Below are 17,018 nucleotides of genomic sequence, written 5' to 3' on the forward strand. Positions count from 1 at the left end.
ACTCATTAATCATGAAGAAAGGCCCGCGAGACGGCCGTTGCTGATTTGCAGGCAACGCGTCACGGCCCTCAAAAAGTGGGGCCCGGTGACCGATCACTGGGAGTGCTTCTGCCGGTTCAGAATCCCAACCATGTCCGCCGTGGTCGAGACCATGTCCTGGAACGCCTGGACAGTCTCGCCATCCTCGGCCATCACGATCGGTGCGCCTTCGTCCCCGCCGGACCGGATCGCCGGGTCGAGCGGAATCGCGCCGAGGAACGGCATGTCCTTCTCCTCGGCGAAGCGCTCGCCGCCGCCGGAGCCGAAGATGTCGTGTTCGCTGCCACAGTCGGGGCAGACGAAGGTGCTCATGTTCTCGACGATGCCCAGAACCGGCGTCTCGTGCTCCGCGAACATCTGGAGGCCACGGCGGGCGTCTTCGAGAGCGACTTCCTGTGGCGTGGTCACAATGACCGAGCCCGTGATGGGAATCGACTGGAGCAGCGTAAGCTGCGTGTCACCCGTTCCGGGCGGCAGGTCGATCACGAGATAATCCAGGTCGCCCCATTCGACGTCGTCCACGAGCTGGGTGAGCGTGTTGTGAACCATCGCGCCACGCCAGATGACCGGATCGTCCTCACCCAGCATCAGCCCGATACTCATGACGCCCATGCCGTACGCCTCCGGCGGGACGATCTTCTCGTCGCTCGTGGCCTTCGGCGCGCCCTCGACACCCAGCATCCGTGGCACGTTGGGCCCGTACATGTCGGCGTCGAAGATGGCCACCTCGGCACCCCGGTCGGCCAGGCCGGCCGCGAGGTTCACCGAGATCGTACTCTTGCCAACCCCACCCTTCCCGGAGGCGACTGCGATCACGTTCGAAACGCCGGGAAGCGGTTCCGTCTCCGTCTCGGTGTCCGGGCCAATGTTCTCGACGCCGAGACCGTCATCATCGTCATCGTCGGTCGCCGTTTCGATGCTGACGGTCGCGCCTTCGGCCTCCAGGGCCTCCCGGACGCTGGCGCGAATCGACTCTTCGGTCGGCGAGCCGACAGCTTCGAGTGCCAACTCGACGGTAACGGTATCGCCATCCACGTCGATGTTCGTCACGAGATTCTCAGAAACGATGTCAGTACCAAGATCGGGGTCCTCGATCCCCGAGAGGATTTCCCGGACGTCGGCTTCCTGCATGGCCTGATGTAACCGCGAACCGTGAATAAGGGTTGTGTTTGGCAAGGCCTAGAGCCAGGATAGAGTACGCGAACCCGGTCGCCGATACAATACTATTTCCAACAGGTTATCCACTCCTGGCTAGTGCCCTCCCGACAGTCATCGAGGCCCAGTCTCCGGCGTCCGAGCCGAAGGAGTGAGTGACGAACCCATTTTCGGTTACGTGAGCCCGCTCATACCCCTGGAGTTAAGGCCTTACGGATACGATTACCGGCTATGCTCGAGGACGATTTCGGTCGGGAAGTTACCGACGTTCGGGTCTCCCTGACCGATCGTTGCAATTTCGACTGTGTCTACTGTCACAACGAGGGGCTGGGAGACACGCGAGGACCGATGGACCCCCAGGGCGAGGAGATGAGTGCCGACGAGGTGATCCGGTTTCTGGAGGTCGTCCGGGAGTACGGCGTGGAGAAGGTGAAATTCACCGGCGGGGAGCCGATGCTCCGGGAGGACCTAGAGGAGATCATCCGCCGGGTTCCGGACGGAATGGAGGCCTCGCTGACGACCAACGGAAGTTTCCTCCCTGATCGGGCAGCGGACCTCAAGGCGGCGGGGCTCGAACGAGTCAACGTCTCCCAGGACGCCCTGGACGCGGAAGCGTTCAAGCAGATCACGAAAAGTGGGGCCTACGAGCGGGTCCTCGAAGGTGTCCGGGCGGCCGTCGAGGCCGGACTCACCCCGGTCAAACTCAACATGGTGGTCTTCGAGCGGACGGCCCCACACGTCGAGGACATGGTCGACTTCGTGGCCGAGAACGATGGCCTGCGCCTCCAGCTCATCGAGTTCATGCCCGAACTGGTCGAAAAGCCCGAGTGGGCCATCGACATCGACCGGGTTCACGACTGGCTCGAAGCGCGGGCCGACCGCGTCGAAACCCGGGAGATGCACCACCGCAACCGGTACTTCGTGAACGGCGGCATGGTCGAGATCGTCGATCCCGTGGAGAACCGGGAGTTCTGTGAAAATTGTCATCGCGTACGCGTGACTCCGGATGGCCGGCTCAAGGGCTGTCTCAACCGTACTGACGACCTCCGGTCGATGGGCGAGATGACCCGGGAGGAGATCGCGGCAACCTTCGAGGCGACGGTCAAAAATCGAGTGCCCTACTACGGCGCGTACATGGTCCAGAACGAGGACGGCGAGTGGGTTGAAAACGAGGCCTATGCGGTACCCGAATCGGAAGACGCCGGATCGGCGATCCCGGCACCCGCAACGGTCGGCAACGACGACTAGTTTCCTGCCCCGCGGGCCGACGTTCCGAGGGACTTAAGTGACAGAGGGGGATAGAACCCATCGCAGGTACTGTAGGGGTGTATGCCCCGAGTCCGGAAGGGCGACAATACCGAACGCGCGTCGTGGTAGCCTAGCCTGGTCAAGGCGCAGGGTTGCTAACTCTGTGGCGTAAGCCTCCGGGGTTCAAATCCCCGCCACGACGCTTTCGATATCCAACTATGAGCACGGAAGACACAGAGGAAGCGGACGAGGAGATTCGATACTTCGTCCGCATCGGACAGACCGACCTCGACGGGACGAAGTCCGTCGAGCGCGCCCTCACCGAGATGAGTGGCATCGGACGACGGGCGGCCCGAGTCATCGCCGACGTGGCCGACGTCGACCGGCAGGCCACGATTGGGGCCCTCGACGACGACGTGATCGAACAGATCGTCGAGGCAGTCGAGGACTTCGACACACACGTCCCCGACTGGCTCACCAACCGTCAGAAGGACTTCTACACCGGCGAAAGTGCCCACCTTACGGGTTCGGACGTGGCGCTCACCCGCGATGAGGACATCAATCGGATGCGGATGATCCGGTCCTATCGCGGCGTGCGTCACGAGCGAGGCCAGAAGGTACGCGGTCAGCGGACCAAGTCCACTGGCCGGACCGAGGGCACGATCGGCGTGAACGTCGAGGAGATTCGCGAAGAACAGGCAGAAGAGGAGGCAGGTGAATAATGGCACTTCCAGGAGAGAACACCAAATTCTACGAGACGCCGAATCACCCATACCAGGGTGAGCGCATCGCCGAGGAGGGAGACCTCGTCGGCCGGTACGGCCTCAAGAACAAGGAGGAACTCTGGCGAGCCCAGTCCGAGCTGCGCAAGTACCGCCGCGAGGCGCGACGCCTGCTCGGTCGGGTCGACGAGGAGTCCGGCGAGGAGTTCATCGAACGACTCCAGCGCTACGGCGTCCTCGACGCCGACGAGGGCCTCGACGACGTGCTGTCACTCGACGTGACGGACGTCCTCGAACGCCGACTCCAGACGGTGGCCTACCGCAAGGGCCTGGCGAACACGGTGGCCCAGGCACGGCAGTTCGTCAACCACGGACACGTCACCATCGACGGCCGGCGGGTCACCACACCCTCCTACACCGTCGAAGTGGCCGAGGAAGACGCGGTTGCCTTCGACGAGAACAGCGCGCTCGCGGACGAACTACACCCCGAACGCGCATCCGCACAGGAGTGATCATATATGGCAAATGAGGATTCCACGTGGGGTATCGCACACATCCACGCCTCGTTCAACAACACGATCATGACCATCACCGACCAGACCGGGGCCGAGACCCTGGCGAAGTCGAGTGGTGGCGCGGTCGTCAAGCAGAACCGGGACGAGGCCTCCCCCTACGCGGCCATGCAGATGGCCGAGAAGATCGCCGAGACGGTGATGGAACAGGGAGTAGAAGGCGTCCACGTCCGCGTACGTGGACCGGGTGGCAATCAACAGCAGAACCCCGGCCCCGGGGCACAGGCCGCGATTCGAGCGCTCGCACGGGCGGGCCTCGAAATCGGCCGGATCGAGGACGTGACCCCGATCCCGCACGACGGCACCCGGGCACCGAAGAACTCTGGATTCTAACATGGCAGACACCTTCGAGGTCGAGTTCATCGAATCCGGCGATCGGGAAGCCAGGTTCCTCGTCAGGGGAATCACCCCGGACCTGGCAAACGGCATCCGCCGCGCGATGCTGGCCGACGTGCCGACCCTCTCGATCGATACGGTTCGGTTCGTCGAGAACTCCAGTGTGATGTTCGACGAACAGCTCGCACTTCGGCTGGGCCTGGTCCCGCTGACCACCCCCGAAGGCGAGTTCGAGGCGGATGATGTCGTCACGCTGGCCCTCGACGTCGAGGGTCCCGGAACGGCGTACTCGGGCGATCTGGTCTCCAAGGATCCGATGGTCGAACCCGCCGAAGACGGGATTCCGATCATCGAACTCAAAGAGGACCAGCGACTCGAGATCGAAGCCGATGCCGTGCTGGGCAGCGGTCGCGATCACGCCAAACACCAGGGTGGCATCGCCGTGGGCTATCGCCACCTCCAGGAAGTGGAGGTTCTCGGCGAGGCCGACGAGTACGGCGCGGACGAGACACAGATCGTCCGCGGCGTCATCGAGGAAGACGGCGAGTTGATCCCGACCGAGGAGTTCGACAACGACCTCCGGAACCGGTATCCAGAGCAGGAGGTCGCGGTTCGTGACGTACCGAACGCCTTCGTGTTCCACGTCGAGACCGACGGCTCGATGCCGGTCACGGAGCTCGTTTCCCGGGCTGTCGGCTCGCTGTACGACCGAGCCGAGGAACTCGAAACAGCCGTCTCACTGTAGAGCCATGAATACGCCGCCCCAATCCACCGCGACGATCGCCCCGACCCCAGGAGCGACTGCGTCGTGGCGCCCGATCGAAACGGGTTTGAAGGGGCGGCCCCAACCAGGTATCGCGAGCGAAACCGCGTGCAGGGGTAGCCGAGTCAGGCCAAAGGCGCAGCGTTCAGGGCGCTGTCCCGTAGGGGTTCGCAGGTTCAAATCCTGCTCCCTGCACTCACCACACTTTTCCACACCGTAATGAGCAAGACAAGTCCCAGACTCAGCAGCCTCATCGCCGAATGCAAGTCCGCGGCCCGGGAGACGGGCGCGGACATCTGGCGGGACGTGGCCGGCCGGCTCGAGAAGCCGCGCCGCTCTCACGCCGAGGTCAATCTGAGTCGTATCGAACGGTACGCGACGGAGGACGAGACAATCGTCGTCCCGGGCAAGGTGCTCGGGTCCGGCGCGCTGCGGAAGTCGGTCACGGTTGCGGCCGTCGACTTCTCCAGCTCCGCCCGAACGAAAATCGAACACGCGGACGGCGAAGTACTCCACCTCGAACAGGCACTCGAAGAAAACCCAGAGGGCAGTAACGTGCGGGTGATCGCATGAGTCTCGCGGAATTCGACGCCGATCTGGTCGTCGACGCCCGCGATTGCGTGATGGGCCGCGTGGCGACACAGGTCGCCGAACGCGCTCTCGCCGGCGATCGCATCGCAGTCGTCAACGCTGAAGAGGCAGTCATCACGGGCCGGCGCGAGGACATCCTCGAGAAGTACCGGACCCGCGCCCAACTGGGCTCCGACCGGGGCCCAGCCTACCCGCGACGACCGGACCGGATCTTCAAGCGAACCATCCGTGGGATGGTCCCCTACAAGAAGGATCGGGGCCGAACAGCGCTGTCGAACGTCCGGGTCTACGTGGGCAACCCCCACGACAAGGACGCGTCGGTCCTCGATGACACCTCGATCGACCGACTTTCGACCACCCGCTTTATCACCCTCGGAACGGTGGCAGAACACCTCGGAGCGAACGTCACATGGTAACAAACACGAGCGGAAAGAAGAAGACGGCCATCGCGCGGGCGACCGTCAGCGATGGGGAGGGTCGTGTGCGAATCAACTCGACGCCCATCGAACTGGTAGAACCGGAGATGTCGCGGCTGAAGATGCTCGAACCGTTCCGCATCGCGGATGCGGAACTTCGCGAGCAGGTCGACATCGACGTGACCGTGGAGGGCGGCGGCTTCGCCGGCCAGGCAGATGCGGTCCGGACCGCCATCTCGCGTGGCCTCGTGGAGTTCTTCGGCGACGCCGAACTCCGCGACGCGTTCATGGAGTTCGACCGCACCCTGCTGGTCAACGACGTGCGCCAGCCCGAACCCAAGAAGTGGGGCGGCCCCGGTGCCCGGGCGCGCTACCAGAAGTCCTACCGGTGATTCACCCATGATGGTCCCAGTCCGCTGTTTCACGTGCGGCAACACGGTGGGCGAGTACTGGGAGGAGTACGAGGCCCGAGCCTCCACGTTGGACGGCGACGAGGACCCGGAGCAGGTACTTGATGACCTGGGCGTCGAACGCCACTGCTGTCGGCGGATGCTCGTCTCCCACGAGGATCTGGTCGACGTCGTCTCCCCGTACCAGTAACATGTCCACGCAACAACGCTACAACCGCTACGAGAAGGCCCGGATCCTCGGCGCACGGGCGCTGCAGATCTCCTATGGCGCCCCGGTGCTGATCGACACCGATCAGACCGAGCCGATCCTCATCGCCGCCGAGGAGTACGACCAGTCGGCCCTTCCGTTTACGGTCCGGCGGGAGCACACATGACGCTGATCGAATCAGTTCGGCTCCGGCCGATCCTGGACTCCCGTGGCAACAAGACCGTCGAGGCCGATATCGAGACCGCCTCAGGCGGATTCGGTCGCGCGGCCGCCCCGAGCGGCGCGTCGACCGGCGAACACGAGGCCGTCGAGCGACCGGTCGATGAGGCCATCGCCGCGGCCCGGGAGCACGCGATTCCGCGTCTCGAAGGGGCCGCCTACGTCGGCGACCAGCGGGAGATCGACCAGATCCTGCATGCGGCCGACGGCACCGAGGACTTCTCGGAGATCGGTGCCAACAGTGCCGTCGCCATTAGCATGGCCGCCGCGAAGGCTGCGGCGGACGTGCTTGGCGCGCCGCTGTACCAGCATCTCGGCGGCGCATTCCGGGGGCGATCCTTCCCGACGCCGCTTGGCAACGTCATCGGCGGCGGCGAACACGCCGCCGAGGCGACCGCGATCCAGGAGTTCCTGGCCGCCCCGATCGGGGCACCGAGTATACGCGATGCGGTCTTCGCGAACGCTGCCGTGCACCAAAGGGCCGGCGAACTACTTCGGGATCGTGGGTACGCCCCCGCGAAGGGCGACGAAGGGGCCTGGGCCCCGTCGATCACGGAGGAGGTTGCCTTCGAAATTATGGCCGAGGCGACCGACAGCGTCGCGGATTCGTTCGGCTTCGAGATCGGTTTCGGCCTGGACGTGGCCGCCGCGGAACTCTACGAGGACGGCGCGTATCAGTACGGCACAGACAGCAAATCCACCGCCGAACAGATCGAGTACGTCGCGGAGATGGTCCGGGAGTACGATCTGGTCTACGTCGAGGATCCCCTCGACGAGAACGACTTCGATGGCTTTGCCGAGTTGACCGACCAGGTCGGCGATCGAACCCTGATCTGTGGCGATGACCTCTTCGTGACCAACACGACGCGACTCGCCGAGGGTATCGAACGCGGCGCGGCCAACAGCATCCTGATCAAGCCAAACCAGATCGGGACCCTCAGCGACACCGTGGACGCGGTCGAACTGGCCCAGCGGTCGGGCTACGATCCCGTGATTTCCCACCGTTCGGGCGAGACCGAGGACACCACCATCGCACACCTCGCCGTCGCGACCGACGCCCCGTTCATCAAGACGGGGACGGTCGGCGGCGAGCGAACTGCAAAACTCAACGAACTCATTCGAATCGGCGACGGTACATCATGAGCGAACGCGAGACACCTGACGAGACGACCCTCGAGGCCCCCGAGGAGCCCACCGACACAGCGGAGGCCGACGAGGAGGCACAGACCGAGGACGTCATGGCGGCGTCGGACCCCGACCTGCTGATCCCCGTCGAGGAGTACCTCGGCGCGGGGGTGCACATCGGCACCCAGCAGAAGACCAAGGACATGGAGCGGTTCATCCACCGGGTCCGGACCGACGGGCTGTACGTCCTTGACGTGAGCAAGACCGACCAGCGGATCCGCACCGCCGCGGACTTCCTGGACAACTACAACCCCGAGCAGATCCTCGTGACCTCCTCGCGACAGTACGGCCGCTATCCGGCCGAGAAGTTCGCGGAGGCGGTCGGCGCACGGGCCCGTACCGGGCGCTTCATCCCGGGGACGCTGACGAACCCGCAGTACGACGGGTACATCGAGCCCGACGTCGTGGTCGTGACCGACCCCATCGGCGACGCACAGGCCGTCAAGGAGGCCATCACGGTCGGGATTCCGGTCATCGCGATGTGTGACTCGAACAACGCGACCAGCAACGTCGACCTGGTCATCCCGACGAACAACAAGGGTCGTCGGGCCCTCTCGGTCGTCTACTGGTTGCTCGGCAACGAAGTGCTCGACCGCCGCGGCGCGGAGCCGGCCTACGCCCTCGAGGACTTCGAAGAGAGCGAGATCTGACTGGGTACTCAAGCGTTTTTTAGCCCCCGGGACCGAGAAGCAGTATGGCCACATCCAGCGCCCCGGGCAAGGTATACCTCTTCGGGGAGCATGCAGTCGTCTACGGCGAGCCGGCGGTTCCCTGTGCGATCGAACGACGAGCGACAGTGACCGTCGACGAGCGTGCCGACGAGCGACTTCGCGTTCGCGCCCAGGATCTGAGCCTCGAGGGGTTCACCGTCGAGTACGACGGCTCGACGGAGGGCACCCCGGAAGTGGACGTGACCGAGGACCTCGTGGCGGCCGCGATGGGCTACGTCGACGAGGCCATCGCCCAGGCACGGGACGCCGCGGACGCCCCGAACGCGGGGTTCGACGTCCACGTCGAGAGTTCGATCCCGCTGGGGGCCGGCCTGGGCTCCTCGGCGGCCGTCGTCGTCGCGACCATCGACGCCGCCACGCGAGCACTCGGTGTCGAACTCGACCGCGAGGAGATCGCCGACCGGGCCTACCAGGTCGAGCATACCGTCCAGGACGGCCAGGCCTCCAGGGCAGACACCTTTTGCTCCACGATGGGCGGCGCCGTGCTCGTGGAGGGGGACAACTGCGAACGGATCACCGCGCCAGACCTCCCCTTCGTGGTCGGCTACGACGGCGGTGCAGGAGACACGGGCGCGCTCGTCTCGGGCGTGCGCTCGCTTCGCGAGACCTACCCCTTCGCGGCCGACACCGTCGAGTCGATCGGCGATTTGGTCGAGCAGGGCATCGACGCCCTCGAAGCCGAGGACACGGCTGAACTGGGCCGGCTCATGAACTTCAACCACGGCCTCCTCGCCGCACTCGGGGTCTCCGCCCGCTCCCTCGACGCGATGGTCTGGGCCGCACGGGACGCCGGCGCGGCGGGTGCAAAACTCACCGGGGCCGGCGGGGGCGGGTGTATCGTCGCTCTCGACGAGACAGACGCGACCGAGACGGCCCTGAAGTACTCCCCGGCCTGTGCTGAAGCCTTCCGGGCCGAACTCGACACCAAGGGAGTGTGCCGCGAACAATGAGCGAGCACGCCGGACCAGTCGTCCTCAAACTCGGCGGGAGTGTCATCACACAAAAAGAGCAGCCCGAGACGGTGGCTGAGTCGAAACTCGACGCGGTGGCCGCGACGATCGGCGAGGCGGCAGTCGATTCGCTGGTGATCGTCCACGGGGGTGGTTCCTTCGGCCATCCAGCAGCAGCACGGGCTGGAGTCTCACTGGAAGCTGGAACCCGAGACACAACTGCGATCAGCGAAATTCACGCCGCGATGGGCCGACTCAACGAAGCGGTGCTCGACGCACTCCACGAGGCGGGGGTCCCCGCCGTTCCGGTTCGCCCCTTCTCGGCAGGCTACCGGGATGAGTCGGGTGCAGTCGTGCAGCCGACGGAAGCTATCGAGACGATGCTCGGGGAGGGCTTCGTGCCGGTCCTCCATGGGGACGTGTTCACCACCGTCGGAGCCGGGGCGACAATCGTCAGCGGCGACGAACTCGTGGTCAGCCTCGCAGAGGGGCTCGCTGCCCAGTCGGTTGGCCTCTGTACCACCGTTCCGGGAGTGCTGGACGAGGACGAGGAAGTGATTCCGGAGATAGAGCGGTTCGAAACCGTCGAAGGAGTGCTCTCCGGGAGCGACACCACCGACGTGACTGGCGGGATGGCCGGCAAGGTCCGGGCCTTGCTCGACCTGAACACCCCTGCTCGGATCTTTGACCCCGATGGACTGGCCGCCTTCCTCGACTCGGGGGCTCCAGGCACGCGAATCGACGGCGCGTCGACGTAACCCGTCAGGATCAGGTGCTTTATAGGACATGGGAGTATTAGTCCACGTAACTGACGCGTTCGGGTGCAACCCGTCGCCCCGTCACGGCTGCAAGACGCCGGATTGGACGGTGGCGACCCGACGTGTGTTTCAGTACTGAGCGGGCCCATTCGGGCTTTCAGTGATCCACAATGGAAATCGAAATTGCGACAATCGGCGGTTACGAGGAAGTCGGACGGCAGATGACGGCAGTGCGGGCCGGCGACGACGTGGTGATCTTCGACATGGGGCTGAACCTGTCGAAGGTCCTCATCCACGACAACGTCGAGACCGAGCGGATGCACAGCCTGGACCTCATCGACATGGGGGCCATTCCGGACGACCGAGTCATGTCCGAACTCGAGGGCGACGTGAAGGCCATCGTGCCGACACACGGCCACCTCGATCACATCGGTGCGATCTCCAAACTCGCCCACCGCTACGACGCACCGATCGTGGCGTCCCCCTACACCATCGAACTGGTCAAAGGCCAGATCGAGGGCGAGGAGAAGTTCGGGGTCGACAACGAACTGGTGAAGATGTCGGGCGGCGAGTCCATGGAGATCGGAAACGGTCTCGAACTGGAGTTCGTCCACGTCACCCACTCGATCATCGACGCGATCAACCCCGTCCTCCACACGCCCGAGGGCGCGATCGTCTACGGCCTGGACAAGCGCCTGGACCACAACCCGGTCCTCGAGGACCCGATCGACATGCAGCGGTTCCGCGAGATCGGCCGCGAGGGCGAGGGCGTCCTGGCGTACATCGAGGACACCACGAACGCACAGAAGAAGGGCCGGACCCCGAGTGAATCCGTCGCCCGCGCCCAGCTCAAGGACGCGTTGCAGTCCATGGAGGACTACGACGGCGGCATCGTCGCCACGACCTTCTCCAGTCACATCTCCCGGGTGAGCAGCCTCGTCGAGTTCGCCAAGGAGATCGGCCGTCAGCCGATCCTCCTCGGGCGCTCGATGGAGCACTACTCCGGCGCGGCCGAACGGATGGGCTATGTCGACTTCCCCGACGACCTGGGGATGTTCGGCCACCGCAAGTCCGTCGACCGGGCGTTCAAGCGCATCATGAACGAGGGCAAGGATCGGTTCCTGCCGGTCGTCACCGGCCACCAGGGCGAGCCACGCGCGATGCTCACCCGCATGGCCCGCGGCGAGACTCCCTACGAACTCGAATCGGGCGACAAGGTCGTCTTCTCCGCCCGTGTCATCCCCGAGCCGACGAACGTGGGCCAGCGCTACCAGGCCGAGAAGCTCCTGGGGATGCAGGGCGCCCGCATCTACGACGAGATTCACGTCTCGGGCCACCTCAACCAGGAAGGCCACTACCAGATGCTCCAGGCGCTCAACCCCAAACACGTCATTCCGGCCCACCAGGAGATGGAGGGCTACGCGCCCTACGTGAACCTGGCCGAGAGCGAGGGCTACAAGGTCGGGCGGGACCTGCACATCACCCGGAACGGCAACCGGATCCAGCTCGTCGAGTAAGATGAATCCCGAGGCCCGGGCCCAGACGGTCGAGGACGCGATCGAACGCCGTCGGGAGATCGTCAACGCCAACATCGACGAGTACCTCCCGATGGGCGATCCGGAACGGCTCTACCAGGCCTCCCGGCACGTCCTCCTGGCCGGCGGCAAACGCCTGCGTCCGACGATCCTCCTGGTCGCCGGCGAGGCCCTGACCGAGACCGACCCGGGCACGGTTGATTACCGGGAGTTCCCGACACTCGTCGAGAGCGAGGACCGGATCGACCTGCTCGCCGCGGCGGTCAGCGTCGAGGTCATCCAGTCGTTCACGCTCATCCACGATGACATCATGGACGACGACCGGATGCGCCGAGGCGAACCGGCAGTCCACGTCGCGTTCGGTTCGGATACGGCCATCCTGGCGGGCGACACACTGTACTCGAAGGCCTTCGAGATCATGCTCGATACGGGTGCCCCCGCCGACCGGGCACTCGAAGCGGTCGACACGCTGGCCGCGACCTGTACCCGGATCTGTGAGGGCCAATCCCTCGACATCGGATTCGAGGAACGCGAGACGGTCACGAGCGAGGAGTACCTGGACATGATCGACCGAAAGACGGCTGTGCTCTATGCAGCCGCCGCCTCGATCCCAAGTGTACTTCTCGGCGCGGACCCGGCAGTCACGGACGCGCTGACCGAGTACGGCCGCTCGATCGGCCGGGCCTTCCAGATTCAGGACGACGTGCTCGATCTGACGACCCCGAGTGACGTCCTCGGCAAACAGCGGGGCAGTGACCTCATCGAGGGGAAACGTACCCTGATCACCCAGCACGCCCGCGAGCAGGGCGTGGACGTTGATGGCCTGATCGACGCCAGCGACCCCGAAGCGGTCACGGATCGGGAGATCGACGCCGCCGTCGAGACACTCCAAGCCGCGGGTTCGATCGATTACGCCCGAAACATGGCTGCCGACCTGGTTGCAGAGGGGATCGAAGAACTCGACGTGTTGCCCGAGACCGAAGCCCGGACGCGTCTCGCGCAGATCGGCAACTACCTGATCGAGCGGTCCTACTAGGGCAAATCCCAATCACTTTGAGCGACCGTCGAGTTCCTCCGCGTAATGGACGACGAGCTTCGTGCCCGAATCGAACGGGAAATCGAGAAACACGCCCTCCACAACGCACTGAAACACGAGAGCGCAGCCCAGGTCGGCGCGATCATGGGCCCGCTCATGGGAGAGAACCCGGACTTCCGGGAGTACGGCGACGAGATTCCGGCTATCGCGGGTCCGATCCTCGATTCGGTCAACGGCCTCGACCAGGCCGCGAAACGCGACCGCCTCGAAGCCCTCGATCCGGCGGCGATCGCCGAACTCGAGGCCGAGGACGAAACCGACGAACACGCACTCCCGGACCTACCCAACGCCACGGACGGCGAGGTCCGGATGCGGGTCGCGCCGAACCCCAACGGCCCCTGGCATCTGGGGCATGCCCGCATGCCCGCCGTGATCGGCTCGTACAAGGAGCGCTACGACGGGAGTTTCATCTGCCGCTTTGACGACACCGACCCGGAGACCAAGCGACCGGACCTCTCGGCCTACGACCAGATCCTGGCCGACATCGAGTTCCTGGGGTTCGAGCCGGATCAAGTCCTCCGGGCCAGCGACCGGCTCGAAATCTACTACGACCACGCCCGAACGCTCATCGACGCCGGCGGCGCGTACACCTGCTCCTGCGGCGGCGAGGAGTTCTCGGAACTGAAAAACGCTGGCGAAGCCTGCCCACACCGCGGGAAGGATCCCGAGACGGTCCACGAGGAGTTCGAGGCGATGGTCGATGGCGAGTACGACTCCGGTGAGATGGTTCTCCGGGTGAAAACCGACATCACGCACAAGAATCCCGCCTTGCGTGACTGGGTCGCCTTCCGGATGATCGACACGCCACACCCCCGCGAGGCCGCGAGCGAATACCGCTGCTGGCCGATGCTCGACTTCCAGTCCGGCATCGACGACCACCTCACCGAAGTTACCCACATCATCCGGGGGATCGACCTCCAGGATTCGGCCAAACGCCAGCAGTTCGTCTATGACTACTTCGGCTGGGAGTACCCAGAAGTCGTCCACTGGGGACACGTCCAGATCGACGAGTACGACGTGTCGATGAGCACCTCGACGATCAAGGAACGGATCGACGCCGGTGACCTCGACGGCTGGGACGACCCCCGCGCCCCGACGATCCAGAGTGTCAAACGCCGCGGGATCCGGGGGGAGGCCATCGTCTCGGCCATGGTCGATCTGGGGACCTCGACGAGCAACGTCGACCTCTCGATGAGCACCGTGTACGCCCGAAATCGGGAGTTGATCGACGACGAGACCGACCGACGGTTTTTCGTCCGCGAGTCGGTCGATGCGTACCCCGACGGCGACCCGGAGCCGGTCTCGGCGGTCACACTCCCGATCGAGGGGGGTCCGGACACGGCCAAACCGCCACTGCACCCAGACCACGAGGATCGAGGCACCAGGGAGATCCCCGTGGGAGACGCAGTCCGGTTGGAAGAGTCAGATCGCCCCGCCGAGGGCGACCGCGTCTGGCTGAAGGGGTTCGGCGCGGTCCGCAACGAGGGGGACCGACTGGTCGCGACCCGCGACGGGCTCGAAGTCGTCACCGACGGGGACGTGCCCGTCGTCCACTGGGTGCCGGCAGCCGAGTCCGTGCCCGTCCGGATGCAGACGATGGAGGGGGTCGTCCGCGGGTGGGCCGAACCCGGCCTCCGCGAGTACGAGTCCGACGATCTGGTCCAGTTCGAACGAGTCGGCTTCGCCCGCATCGACGGCCGGGAGGGCGAGGAGACGGTTACCTACTTCACACACCCCTAGTTCTCGTAGCGTCGCCGTTCGGACTGAGCCACATCGCTTCCGTACTCACACACGAGCGGCTGTAACGCTCGGCCGAGTGCCCGCATAGCGGCAGCCCGCGAGACGTACCCCAGGTCGGTCGCCACCCGGTCCCAGGAACGACCCTGCAACAATCCCTCGACGAGCAGTCGCTCCGTGGTGTCCGTGAGGTCGACCTCGCCGTCGATCAGCGCGTGAGCGACAAGTTGCCGGAACGGCCCCGGGTCCACGCTGTAGAATCCGGGCCCGAAGGCAGCGCCGGCGATGACCCGCCACTGGTGTGGCGTTATCGAGAGCGGGGGCGGCTGAGCCGTCGCGTCCAGGGTCGCTCGGATCACGTCCGGATCGACCGCGGAGAGTGCGTCACGGAGGACCCCCCGGATGCGGCCGGCGAACCAGTAGCCCTGTGCCGCTGCGATCTCGTGTCCGACTGGCGACGTGCCGCGGATCACCAGCAGGGAGTGTTCGCCACTCCGCTCGTTTCGACCCGTCGAGAGGTGGATCGCACGATACCCATTCTCCCGCCAGAACCTGACGAGTTCCGGGGTCGCGCCGAATCCGGAGCCGAGCCAGTCGACGACTGGGGCGAACTCCGCATCCAGTTCGTCCAGGAGATGGCTTCCGAGCCCCCGTCCCCTGACGGCGTGGTGGGTCGCGATCCGAACCACCCGAATCCCCACCGGTCCGCCAGCGTCCTCGTCTCTGAGCTGACTCATCAACACGTCCGGGAGCATGTTCCCACGAATCCGCTCGCCGTGTGAGACCTGTTCTCGGGTCGCTTTCGGGAGCCCACCTTCCCGGGCCACGAGCGCCACCGACACGACGTGTCCGTCCCGGAGCAGCGCCCGAACGGCCAGGTTCGAGCCATCGAGCAGTCGCGCCAGGTCGTCCGGCTCGGTCCGGTAATGAGCGGAGACGAGCAGGCCGAATACCTCCCGGAGGAGTTGTTCGTCGGAAAGAAGGGTCTCCGAGTCGAGCGAGCGGTACGCGACAGAGTCGGGTGATGCCCCGTCGACAACCGACCCCGGGACTGGGCTGGCCCCGAGCAGTAGCGCCCGGGTGGCCCAGGCCTCGATCGGATCGCCGGCGGCGTATCGAATCGGTTCGACGAGCGAGACCTCCCGCAGGTCGTGGCGGGCCTGCTCGAGGCTGTCCCGGAACCGAACCGCAAATCCACGACCCGAGCCCTCGTAGCCGTGGACGGTCGTCGTGAACACGAGCCGATCGACCGCGAGGGTCGATTCGAGGATCGAAACGGGAAGTGCGGCCGCCTCCTCGACGAAAAGGACGTCTGCGGTCTCCAGGTGCTCCGACAGCGAGGTTGGGGAGACGAACCGAATACACCCCCCTGAAGTCGTCTCGAAGGTTCGATCGCCGGCGTTCGATGGTGCGGATTCCGGATCGAGAACCGGCAGGAGGTCCTCGACACGGTCGAAAAAGGCCTCGGCCGCACGCTCGGTGGGTCCCGTGACGAGGATCCGTTCGCCCTCGGCAGCGAACCAGGCCGCCAGCAGACCGGCGACGCTCGATTTGCCCCGTCCTCGATCGGCCTCCAGTACGGCCGCTCGCGGCCCGGATCGAAGCGCGGCGAGTTCGGCGATGGCATCGACCTGGTCCTGTGTCAAACAGGCGTCCACGATCGCCTGGGGCACGGCCTCGGCCCCGGGTGGTCGCTGAATCGGCTCGGGTGGCAAGCGCGGTGCTGAATTCGTGAGTCCATCCTGCAGAACCGTCTCCGTATCCAGGTCGACGATGCCGATTCCGGGGTGCACACGCAGCGTCTGCACGAGTCGCGAGCGAAAGTGACCGGTCACGTCCTGGAGCGAATCCGGTGGGACAGCCAGCGTCTCGTCGAATTCGTCTCGCCGTGTCGCCCAGTCATCGAGTGGCGGCGTCAGCAGGAGAAGGAGGCCGCCGCCGTCGACGGCACCGACCACGGTTCCAAGAACGTTGGGTCGACAAGCCGTCCGACAGTCGAGGACCACCGCGTCCCGGGTCGTCCCGAGCAGCGAATCCGCCTGGTTGAAAGGCAAGTGCTCACAGGGAAGGTCCGATTCCGGTCCGACGACGGAAGTCTCGGCCATCGAGACGGCTGCGGCCTCCAGGGCCTGTCTGGCCGCCGCCAGTGGCTCCGAATCCGGCCCGCCCGCGAGCACGAGGAGGCGTCGCTCGTCAAAGCGTGCGGCCTCCCCTGCCAGCCCACCGGCCACGCCCCAGTCCATGGGAGAGTGCTGCACGCCCCGCGGCAAGGGCGTTTCCATCCAGGGGCTTCCCGGCTTTGGACACGCTTTTAAGCACGGGGTGCTCACCTTGCAGTACACCTCAC

The 17,018-nt window shown here is 65.3% G+C and carries 19 protein-coding genes and 2 tRNA genes; 19 read left to right on the forward strand and 2 right to left on the reverse strand.

The window, feature by feature from the left end:
• Positions 1–93 precede the first annotated feature (93 nt).
• Entirely contained in the window at positions 94–1,170 is a 1,077-nt protein-coding gene (locus RH831_RS09715) for an Mrp/NBP35 family ATP-binding protein (RefSeq protein ID WP_070364702.1), read from the reverse strand.
• Positions 1,171–1,425: 255 nt separating this feature from the next.
• Between RH831_RS09715 and moaA the strand changes: the two genes are divergently transcribed.
• The 19 genes from moaA (at position 1,426) to RH831_RS09810 (ending at position 14,674) form a co-directional block, all read left to right on the forward strand.
• The gene (gene moaA / locus RH831_RS09720; RefSeq protein ID WP_310553987.1) at positions 1,426–2,442 is read left to right on the forward strand and encodes a GTP 3',8-cyclase MoaA; all 1,017 of its coding nucleotides are present in this window, start codon (positions 1,426–1,428) and stop codon (positions 2,440–2,442) included.
• Positions 2,443–2,561: 119 nt separating this feature from the next.
• Positions 2,562–2,644: transfer RNA gene (locus tag RH831_RS09725), tRNA-Ser, on the forward strand.
• A 16-nt stretch (positions 2,645–2,660) separates the two neighbouring features.
• Positions 2,661–3,164 carry a 30S ribosomal protein S13 gene (locus RH831_RS09730; protein ID WP_310553988.1) on the forward strand — a complete coding sequence of 168 codons (504 nt, stop codon included), beginning with the start codon at positions 2,661–2,663 and terminating at the stop codon, positions 3,162–3,164.
• A complete protein-coding gene (locus RH831_RS09735; RefSeq protein WP_310553989.1) occupies positions 3,164–3,676 on the forward strand; it encodes a 30S ribosomal protein S4 in 513 nt (170 codons plus the stop codon). The genes RH831_RS09730 and RH831_RS09735 overlap by 1 nt, the downstream gene beginning before the upstream one ends.
• A gap of 6 nt (positions 3,677–3,682) precedes the next feature.
• Positions 3,683–4,069, forward strand: coding sequence for a 30S ribosomal protein S11 (locus tag RH831_RS09740; protein ID WP_070364699.1), 387 nt, complete (start codon positions 3,683–3,685; stop codon positions 4,067–4,069).
• A gap of 1 nt (position 4,070) precedes the next feature.
• A complete protein-coding gene (locus RH831_RS09745) occupies positions 4,071–4,817 on the forward strand; it encodes a DNA-directed RNA polymerase subunit D (protein WP_310553990.1) in 747 nt (248 codons plus the stop codon).
• 128 nt (positions 4,818–4,945) lie between these two features.
• Positions 4,946–5,030: transfer RNA gene (locus RH831_RS09750), tRNA-Leu, on the forward strand.
• Positions 5,031–5,054: 24 nt separating this feature from the next.
• Positions 5,055–5,408: a 50S ribosomal protein L18e gene (locus RH831_RS09755; RefSeq protein WP_310553991.1), complete on the forward strand. Its 354-nt coding sequence runs from the start codon at positions 5,055–5,057 to the stop codon at positions 5,406–5,408.
• The gene (locus tag RH831_RS09760) at positions 5,405–5,842 is read left to right on the forward strand and encodes a 50S ribosomal protein L13 (RefSeq protein ID WP_310553992.1); all 438 of its coding nucleotides are present in this window, start codon (positions 5,405–5,407) and stop codon (positions 5,840–5,842) included. The genes RH831_RS09755 and RH831_RS09760 overlap by 4 nt, the downstream gene beginning before the upstream one ends.
• Entirely contained in the window at positions 5,836–6,234 is a 399-nt protein-coding gene (locus RH831_RS09765) for a 30S ribosomal protein S9 (protein WP_070364695.1), read from the forward strand. The genes RH831_RS09760 and RH831_RS09765 overlap by 7 nt, the downstream gene beginning before the upstream one ends.
• A gap of 7 nt (positions 6,235–6,241) precedes the next feature.
• Positions 6,242–6,442, forward strand: a complete 201-nt coding sequence (locus RH831_RS09770) for a DNA-directed RNA polymerase subunit N (RefSeq protein WP_070364694.1) — start codon at positions 6,242–6,244, stop codon at positions 6,440–6,442.
• Position 6,443: 1 nt separating this feature from the next.
• Positions 6,444–6,626: a DNA-directed RNA polymerase subunit K gene (locus RH831_RS09775; RefSeq protein ID WP_310553993.1), complete on the forward strand. Its 183-nt coding sequence runs from the start codon at positions 6,444–6,446 to the stop codon at positions 6,624–6,626.
• Positions 6,623–7,822, forward strand: coding sequence for a phosphopyruvate hydratase (gene eno / locus RH831_RS09780; protein ID WP_310553994.1), 1,200 nt, complete (start codon positions 6,623–6,625; stop codon positions 7,820–7,822). The genes RH831_RS09775 and eno overlap by 4 nt, the downstream gene beginning before the upstream one ends.
• Positions 7,819–8,514: a 30S ribosomal protein S2 gene (rpsB, locus tag RH831_RS09785; protein ID WP_310553995.1), complete on the forward strand. Its 696-nt coding sequence runs from the start codon at positions 7,819–7,821 to the stop codon at positions 8,512–8,514. The genes eno and rpsB overlap by 4 nt, the downstream gene beginning before the upstream one ends.
• A gap of 44 nt (positions 8,515–8,558) precedes the next feature.
• Entirely contained in the window at positions 8,559–9,545 is a 987-nt protein-coding gene (gene mvk / locus RH831_RS09790; protein WP_310553996.1) for a mevalonate kinase, read from the forward strand.
• Complete coding sequence (locus RH831_RS09795; protein ID WP_310553997.1) at positions 9,542–10,303, forward strand: isopentenyl phosphate kinase; 762 nt, start codon at positions 9,542–9,544, stop codon at positions 10,301–10,303. The genes mvk and RH831_RS09795 overlap by 4 nt, the downstream gene beginning before the upstream one ends.
• A 170-nt stretch (positions 10,304–10,473) precedes the next feature.
• Positions 10,474–11,820, forward strand: coding sequence for an RNase J family beta-CASP ribonuclease (locus tag RH831_RS09800; RefSeq protein WP_310553998.1), 1,347 nt, complete (start codon positions 10,474–10,476; stop codon positions 11,818–11,820).
• 1 nt (position 11,821) lies between these two features.
• Positions 11,822–12,874 carry a polyprenyl synthetase family protein gene (locus RH831_RS09805; protein WP_310553999.1) on the forward strand — a complete coding sequence of 351 codons (1,053 nt, stop codon included), beginning with the start codon at positions 11,822–11,824 and terminating at the stop codon, positions 12,872–12,874.
• A gap of 45 nt (positions 12,875–12,919) precedes the next feature.
• Positions 12,920–14,674, forward strand: coding sequence for a glutamate--tRNA ligase (locus tag RH831_RS09810; RefSeq protein ID WP_310554000.1), 1,755 nt, complete (start codon positions 12,920–12,922; stop codon positions 14,672–14,674).
• On the opposite strand, the gene tmcA is transcribed toward RH831_RS09810, so the two are convergent.
• Entirely contained in the window at positions 14,671–16,914 is a 2,244-nt protein-coding gene (tmcA, locus tag RH831_RS09815) for a tRNA(Met) cytidine acetyltransferase TmcA (protein ID WP_310554001.1), read from the reverse strand. The two genes, RH831_RS09810 and tmcA, sit on opposite strands and share 4 nt — an antisense overlap.
• Positions 16,915–17,018 lie beyond the last annotated feature (104 nt).

This window comes from Halodesulfurarchaeum sp. HSR-GB (genome assembly GCF_031432215.1).
In the GTDB taxonomy this organism is placed as follows: domain Archaea; phylum Halobacteriota; class Halobacteria; order Halobacteriales; family Halobacteriaceae; genus Halodesulfurarchaeum.

Bases quoted from the DNA above. Each gene is read 5' to 3' on its own strand.
- RH831_RS09715 (WP_070364702.1), bottom strand. From the start codon at position 1,170: ATGCAGGAAGCCGACGTCCGGGAAATCCTCTCGGGGATCGAGGACCCC.
- moaA (WP_310553987.1), top strand. From the start codon at position 1,426: ATGCTCGAGGACGATTTCGGTCGGGAAGTTACCGACGTTCGGGTCTCC.
- RH831_RS09730 (WP_310553988.1), top strand. From the start codon at position 2,661: ATGAGCACGGAAGACACAGAGGAAGCGGACGAGGAGATTCGATACTTC.
- RH831_RS09735 (WP_310553989.1), top strand. From the start codon at position 3,164: ATGGCACTTCCAGGAGAGAACACCAAATTCTACGAGACGCCGAATCAC.
- RH831_RS09740 (WP_070364699.1), top strand. From the start codon at position 3,683: ATGGCAAATGAGGATTCCACGTGGGGTATCGCACACATCCACGCCTCG.
- RH831_RS09745 (WP_310553990.1), top strand. From the start codon at position 4,071: ATGGCAGACACCTTCGAGGTCGAGTTCATCGAATCCGGCGATCGGGAA.
- RH831_RS09755 (WP_310553991.1), top strand. From the start codon at position 5,055: ATGAGCAAGACAAGTCCCAGACTCAGCAGCCTCATCGCCGAATGCAAG.
- RH831_RS09760 (WP_310553992.1), top strand. From the start codon at position 5,405: ATGAGTCTCGCGGAATTCGACGCCGATCTGGTCGTCGACGCCCGCGAT.
- RH831_RS09765 (WP_070364695.1), top strand. From the start codon at position 5,836: ATGGTAACAAACACGAGCGGAAAGAAGAAGACGGCCATCGCGCGGGCG.
- RH831_RS09770 (WP_070364694.1), top strand. From the start codon at position 6,242: ATGATGGTCCCAGTCCGCTGTTTCACGTGCGGCAACACGGTGGGCGAG.
- RH831_RS09775 (WP_310553993.1), top strand. From the start codon at position 6,444: ATGTCCACGCAACAACGCTACAACCGCTACGAGAAGGCCCGGATCCTC.
- eno (WP_310553994.1), top strand. From the start codon at position 6,623: ATGACGCTGATCGAATCAGTTCGGCTCCGGCCGATCCTGGACTCCCGT.
- rpsB (WP_310553995.1), top strand. From the start codon at position 7,819: ATGAGCGAACGCGAGACACCTGACGAGACGACCCTCGAGGCCCCCGAG.
- mvk (WP_310553996.1), top strand. From the start codon at position 8,559: ATGGCCACATCCAGCGCCCCGGGCAAGGTATACCTCTTCGGGGAGCAT.
- RH831_RS09795 (WP_310553997.1), top strand. From the start codon at position 9,542: ATGAGCGAGCACGCCGGACCAGTCGTCCTCAAACTCGGCGGGAGTGTC.
- RH831_RS09800 (WP_310553998.1), top strand. From the start codon at position 10,474: ATGGAAATCGAAATTGCGACAATCGGCGGTTACGAGGAAGTCGGACGG.
- RH831_RS09805 (WP_310553999.1), top strand. From the start codon at position 11,822: ATGAATCCCGAGGCCCGGGCCCAGACGGTCGAGGACGCGATCGAACGC.
- RH831_RS09810 (WP_310554000.1), top strand. From the start codon at position 12,920: ATGGACGACGAGCTTCGTGCCCGAATCGAACGGGAAATCGAGAAACAC.
- tmcA (WP_310554001.1), bottom strand. From the start codon at position 16,914: ATGGACTGGGGCGTGGCCGGTGGGCTGGCAGGGGAGGCCGCACGCTTT.